Annotated in this window: 8 protein-coding genes; 2 read left to right on the top strand and 6 right to left on the bottom strand. The window is 60.5% G+C overall.

All coding sequences use genetic code 11. The features are described 5' to 3' along the window. Positions 1 to 800: 800 nt before the first annotated feature. Positions 801 to 1,217: a hypothetical protein gene (locus EN738_RS29845; protein WP_063169404.1), complete on the top strand. Its 417-nt coding sequence runs from the start codon at positions 801 to 803 to the stop codon at positions 1,215 to 1,217. 250 nt (positions 1,218 to 1,467) lie between these two features. Here the strand turns inward: EN738_RS29845 and EN738_RS36970 are convergent, their stop codons facing one another. The 5 genes from EN738_RS36970 to EN738_RS36535 form a co-directional block, all read right to left on the bottom strand. Further along, positions 1,468 to 2,250, bottom strand: a complete 783-nt coding sequence (locus EN738_RS36970) for a redoxin domain-containing protein (protein WP_244529185.1) — start codon at positions 2,248 to 2,250, stop codon at positions 1,468 to 1,470. Between the two features lie 40 nt (positions 2,251 to 2,290). Further along, positions 2,291 to 2,515: a DUF411 domain-containing protein gene (locus EN738_RS36520; RefSeq protein ID WP_236372580.1), complete on the bottom strand. Its 225-nt coding sequence runs from the start codon at positions 2,513 to 2,515 to the stop codon at positions 2,291 to 2,293. Then, complete coding sequence (locus tag EN738_RS36525) at positions 2,512 to 2,994, bottom strand: multicopper oxidase domain-containing protein (protein ID WP_245494809.1); 483 nt, start codon at positions 2,992 to 2,994, stop codon at positions 2,512 to 2,514. The genes EN738_RS36520 and EN738_RS36525 overlap by 4 nt, the downstream gene beginning before the upstream one ends. 69 nt (positions 2,995 to 3,063) lie before the next feature. Then, complete coding sequence (locus tag EN738_RS36530; protein ID WP_245494810.1) at positions 3,064 to 3,345, bottom strand: hypothetical protein; 282 nt, start codon at positions 3,343 to 3,345, stop codon at positions 3,064 to 3,066. A gap of 275 nt (positions 3,346 to 3,620) precedes the next feature. After that, positions 3,621 to 3,908, bottom strand: coding sequence for a multicopper oxidase domain-containing protein (locus tag EN738_RS36535; RefSeq protein ID WP_236473615.1), 288 nt, complete (start codon positions 3,906 to 3,908; stop codon positions 3,621 to 3,623). A gap of 482 nt (positions 3,909 to 4,390) precedes the next feature. Here EN738_RS36535 and EN738_RS35740 point away from each other — a divergent pair, with 482 nt between their 5' ends. Next, positions 4,391 to 4,579: a hypothetical protein gene (locus tag EN738_RS35740; protein ID WP_158302651.1), complete on the top strand. Its 189-nt coding sequence runs from the start codon at positions 4,391 to 4,393 to the stop codon at positions 4,577 to 4,579. 152 nt (positions 4,580 to 4,731) lie between these two features. Here the strand turns inward: EN738_RS35740 and EN738_RS29880 are convergent, their stop codons facing one another. Beyond that, entirely contained in the window at positions 4,732 to 4,938 is a 207-nt protein-coding gene (locus tag EN738_RS29880; RefSeq protein WP_091600627.1) for a hypothetical protein, read from the bottom strand. Positions 4,939 to 5,561: the final 623 nt, after the last annotated feature.

Raw genomic sequence — 5,561 nt, forward strand, 5'->3', positions numbered from 1 at the left:
ATCCTAATCATCGCCGAGCGTGTTTAGCTTGGGTCGCGCAGAAAGGTGGATGGCGTGAGCGCGCTGAGATGGATCGCCATTTGGACTAAACGACGGGACGGCTGACTGGTATGCGCGTTCAATTGATCTGGCGCCTTAAATGCAGGAAGGCTTCGCGGCCGGTACGAGGCGCATCCCTCCTCCGAAGCAGCACGCCCAAGTATCATCACAAGCCCCGAGCGCTCGCGTTCGGCGATGTCCAATTTCCGACAATGTCGGAATACAGTCAGATCTGCTGGATTGACTTTAAATGGTTTTCTCATTTGGCACAGCGCATGCTGGTTATCCGCAAACACGTGACCGACCAACAAGAAGTCGCATGATCACCTCACCAAAACATACAGCCGCGGAACAATCACTTGGCCCGAACTTGCTTATCGCCCTCCCCGTCACCACAACCGGAGCCATCCATGTCTGACGGGCTGCCCAGGATACCTACTGCGACCGCGCTTGCCCGGTGACGACCGCTCCGGCTCCGCCCGTTACCGACGAGGCAAAGTGACGGATTTCCTGCTTTTCAACGACATGGAGGTGGTTGTCATTCCCGCTGGGGGACAGACTCGGCCTGTTCAAGGCATTGCGCGAAGGCGGCAAGATGACGGCCACCCGTGCGCGAACTCAAGGAGCGCAGCCTGTATCGTGTATCAGGCAAATAGGCCGTGGGTCAGTGACCTTGACACAGGGGACATGCGCAAGGTCCTGAAGTTTGATGTAGCGATAGAAGGGTGCCAATGACAACAATAGCTTACAGGAACGGAACCATGGCTGGCGACGGCCGAGCCTTGGGTTTTGACTCAGTATCCGTCGGTGAGAAAACGAAGGTGTTTCGCTTATGCGACGGCACACTCATCGGCGTTTCCTCTTCGTCCTTGGGTATTCCAAAGGCCGTTCGAGACTGGGTTGAGAAGGGCATGGATGTTTCTGATATTCCTGTGCCGCGCAACGACGACAATTTTGAATTTGAGGCGCTGATAGTGCGCAAAAATGGGGAAGCCGTATTGTTGGACGGCAATTGGCTGCCAAGTGATCCCGTGAAAGGTGAATATTATGCCATCGGGAGCGGCAAGCAGTATGCTTTGGCCGCGCTGGTTTTGGGCAAGTCAGCTAAGGAAAGCGTCGAAGTTGCCGCGAAACTCGACGTTTGGACTGGTGGCACAGTCACTGCCATAACTCACTAAACCCGCCTTTCGGCGGGAGTGTGACAGTGCGAGCGTGGAAGTAGGGCGCCACCCCGGGGCACGTCGAGCCCTGTCATCTGCTTGCGTTGTTGGACATGTGAGCTGGTCCATAAGCGCGCGAAAGCGTCCAGTTGTGGCCAAAAGCACGATTTGCGACAGAACCGGCCCGCTTCTATGAGTATGGGCCGCTTTTTGCGGCCAGCGTGCTTGCCATCCTGCCGCCAGTGGCCGTCGCCTTCTTCTTCCAAGGTTACCTCGTCATGAAGTAGAGCACCACGATCTTGTCGGAGAAATCGGAAAGGCGGACGGCCCTTCCGTCCGCGTCGGCCAGTTCGAAAGGCGGCGCGGCCTGCTCGTCGATCGCCTGGAAGAACCTCTCCGCGCTGTCCCTCATCTTGTCGAGATCGGCGCCCGGATGGTGGGCCAGCGCGGAGGTCGCGAGGATCAGCGCCAGAAATTGAATCGCAAGCGACGGTTTCGCTTTCATGGACAATGCATTCCGGTTGGGGGCGTTCGAGGGCTCCGCGGCTAGGATTGGTCTCACTGTGTCTGCTCCCGCTCCCGGCGGCTCATCTGCCTGATAGGCGCGTTCCCGCTCGGGCCATGTGCTTTTGATGAAGGCCAGAACGGCCCGGATCTCCTCGTCGGTGAGGACATTCCCGAAGCCCGGCATGTCGCTCTGGTAGCCGCCGCCGACGACCGCGGCCGGTCCCGGCGCCGGCATGCGTCCCGAAGGCAGCGGGCTTTCCAATCGCGCTGACCTTCGCCTGGCTAAAACCGTCTTGCCTAGCGCTATCGCCGCGGCCGGGGCGCCGCCACCGGCCATCCGGTTGGCGAGCCAAGGCAATGTCCAGACCAATCCGAGGCCTGCCGCGGCCACGCATCGATAAGAGGACCGACGCCCTTCTCCTTTGCCGCCGCTGGAGAACAGGTACTTGATCAGCGCGGCCGTCCCGAGGACGAGCACGACGACGACAAGCAGCCACACCAGGCCCATGCCGAACATCATCATGCCGCTCATGCATTCCATCATCGAAGCCTCCTATTCCGTGGCGTAGACGCCGCCGGTCCCGTCAGACTTCCGGATTTCGAGAATCTCGAAGGGCGCTTCCTTCGTGCCACTCATGCCGGGGGAGCCCATCGGCATGCCGGGCAGCGTCATGCCCTTTGATGTCGGGCCGCTCGGTCAAGAGCTTGTTGACCGTGCCGACCGGCACATGGCCGCTCACCACATAGCCGTCGATGAACGAGAGAAGGCAGCCATCGGCTTCCGGCGGAATGCCCTCTTCGCGGCTCATGGCGAAAAGGTCGTGCGTCGGCCTTGACGGTGACAGCGAAGCCGTTTCCTGCAAATAGCCGGCATAACCTTCGCAGCAGCCGCATTGCGGGTTCTTGTAGAGCGTGACGTCCTTTCGCCGGCGAACGCCGGAGCGGCGCCTGACAGGATCGAGGCGAGGACAAGAGCTATCAGGGTATTGGACATTTTTGCTTCTCCTTCGGCTTGTGGACTGGTCAGGCGACCGGCCGCCTGGTGTTCGAGAACGTGGCAGTGGAACATCCAATTGCCGGGATTGTCGGCGACGAAGGCGATCTCGACCTTCTCGCGCGGCGAAACCAGCGCCGTGTCCTGCCATTCGCGACGTGGGGTGGGCTGGCCGTTGCGGGAAATCACCCGGAAGGAATGGCCGTGCAGATGGATCGGATCATGCCACGCGGTTGCGTTGGTCGTGGCGATGACGTGGCTCTTATTCCGCAAGAGCGTCAGCCCCGGCTTCATGTCGTGATTGGCCTCGTCGGCGGCGACGCCGTTGATGAACCAGGCGGTGCCGGAATTCATCGTCCTGCATCATGCGCCCGGACCCATGCTTTCACCCATGTCCTGCGCCACCATCTCGCCCATCATGCCGCCGGTGAAGACGACTTCGTTGCGGGACGCTGTATCGAGGTCCGGCTCCGGCAGCGGAATGGTCGGCAGGGTCAGCGGCCAATCAGGCACACGTGCCCTAAGCGGAGTGTCGGAATAAACAAGATCGACGAGCTCATATTCCAGCCCCTCGTAGAACTGGTCGAAGATCGAAAGCCGGCTGCCCGGCTTGCCCGTCATGTCGAGGATCAGATCGGTGCGCATTGCGGGACCCAGCACCACCCGCCTCCGGCGCGTGTGGCGTCACCGGCTGGCCGTCGAGCGCGATGACGGCCGGCCTGAAAACCCGTGAAGTCGGGACTGAAGATGCGTGCATTGGCGGCGTTGATCAGCCGCAGCCGGATGCGCTCGCCCTTTCTGACCGCAAAGGTATCCGGCACGCGGCCATTGATGGTAACCGTGTTGCCGACGCGGCCATTGTGGTGAATGTCGTGCCGGTTGCCGAAATCCTCGCTGATTGCGCCAGATTTCGTCAGCCCTCAGTCACCGAGCATCCAGGTCACCTCGCGATCGGCCCGCACCGCCTTCGGTTCCTCGATGATCAGCGGACCATAAAGTCCGCGCCCGACCTGTTCGAAGCTCCGCTGGTGCGGGTGATACCAGCAGATGCCGACGTCGACGGCGTCGAACTCGTAGACGAAGCGCTCGCCCGCTCCAATCGGCTTCTGCGTGAGGTGAGGCACGCCATCCATGGCATGTGGCACACGCACGCGATGCCAGTGCACGGTCGTTTTCTCGGCAAGGCCGTTCTCTACCTCGACCCGCACGCGCTCGCCCTGACGGACCCGGATTTCCGGGCCTGGAACGGGCCTTCGGCGCGCAATCGAGCCCGGTTCACCCGGCCCAATGGCGTCCACTTTGGGGGCGCATGCACTGCAGACCCGCTGGACCTGATCCGGGAGAGAATGGGCGCGGCGATTGGAATAGCTATGAAAGCGCATCGGACCGTGGAACTGCGCGCGCAGACTTTCGGAGGAAGGCTCGCTTTTAAGCGTTATCGTGCAACTCTGACCGTTCTTCGCCTTGGCGGGTGCCGCGGAAGAATCCCGGGTTCTGCGAGCGCTCCGAGAACACCTGCGGTCGATCCTGTACCACAATTTCGCGAAGCTCGATGCTCTCTACAAACGATGTCTTGGATTCTCACGCCCTTATTTCAGCACTTCGCTCGCTTGCCCGACTCGGCCGCGGTCAGCCTTCACCGCCAATTTTATTGGCGCAGCGACGTTCCTATCGGGTCAGGCGAGGCTTCTTGAACCTGCCGCTCTCTCGTTGCCCTGGCACGATTAATCGTCCTCTCAGTCTCGTCATTGGCGGAGTCGCTCCTGAGGCGCGCGCCGGCGAGTTCGAGGAGCGCGTGGCTATCTCCTCGGTCCAGCCGGATTCCGCTGCGCGCTCAGCCAATTCCTGGAAGGCCGATTCCAAGGCGAGCTGGCATTGAAGGCCGCGGTCCGGATGGTCGACTGGGCAGCTTGGTTCCACGATCGCAATGCTTGATCGCTTCATTGCAGGCCATGGGCTCTCGCCCTCTCCTTTTGCCACACGAGGCGCCAGCTCACGTGTTGTTGTTGGCGTGCGCCCCGGCAACCGCTTTCACCAGCCGCTCCGGCGATCCCGCGCGCTCCAGCTCCGCAAAGAATGATGCGGCGTGACGCTACCCAGCCGGTGCTTCTCGGCCAATTTGCACACATAGGGATAGTCGACCATGAAATCGGATCGAGGCGAGGCGTTGGACGTTTCAGTCTTGGTCTGAATGCCGCCGCCCACGAGCCGATCGGCCTTCTCGATGATTTGGCGCACCCTCGTTGTCGACAAGCCATGTTCCTGAGCCAGGTCGGCGAAACTCTTGCCCTTCAGAAAGCCGTCGACCAGGGCTATGTTCCTATCGACGGTCGGCTAAATCCCAGCAGGCGCGCAGTTTTCCAGCATCATTCCGTTTGTTCATCCGCTTGTCCGCGCCCCCTGCAAATCCTACCGGGCCAAATCGGTGCTTGGAAGACCCACTCATGTCATGGCCTCGGGAAAGTACCAGGCCGACGGTCATGTGAATACGAAAGATGCTGGCGATCACCATGATCGTTGGTGACCGCTGACCTCCCGAATGTCGGCTTCGGCGGCACACCGGGAGCTCTCGGCAATGTTGAATAATTCCGTTTGAAGATGGTTGACTTCGTCGTCGAGGCTCGATCCATCAGGATCGGTATCGACGATTCTATATTTGAGGAACCCAAATTCGTTTGACTCGCGCAATTCGCTGTACGGCGTATCATCGCAAGCGCGGGATTGCGACATCCTGCGAAGTGCCCACGTTGCTGGAATCGATTTTGCGGAAGTAAAAAGGCCCCGGCGCTGGGTCGGCGCGCAGGGCCTTCAGGCATGTACGAGCTACCAGCATGTCCAGTTATGATCGTGCGCTATCATAA

The organism is Mesorhizobium sp. M4B.F.Ca.ET.017.02.2.1 (genome assembly GCF_003998955.1).
GTDB classification, from domain to species: domain Bacteria; phylum Pseudomonadota; class Alphaproteobacteria; order Rhizobiales; family Rhizobiaceae; genus Mesorhizobium; species Mesorhizobium abyssinicae.

What these genes read in the sequence shown, in the direction of transcription:
- EN738_RS29845 (WP_063169404.1), top strand. Translation starts at nt 801, where the DNA reads ATGGCTGGCGACGGCCGAGCCTTGGGTTTTGACTCAGTATCCGTCGGT.
- EN738_RS36970 (WP_244529185.1), bottom strand. Translation starts at nt 2,250, where the DNA reads ATGATGGAATGCATGAGCGGCATGATGATGTTCGGCATGGGCCTGGTG.
- EN738_RS36520 (WP_236372580.1), bottom strand. Translation starts at nt 2,515, where the DNA reads ATGAGCCGCGAAGAGGGCATTCCGCCGGAAGCCGATGGCTGCCTTCTC.
- EN738_RS36525 (WP_245494809.1), bottom strand. Translation starts at nt 2,994, where the DNA reads ATGAAGCCGGGGCTGACGCTCTTGCGGAATAAGAGCCACGTCATCGCC.
- EN738_RS36530 (WP_245494810.1), bottom strand. Translation starts at nt 3,345, where the DNA reads ATGCGCACCGATCTGATCCTCGACATGACGGGCAAGCCGGGCAGCCGG.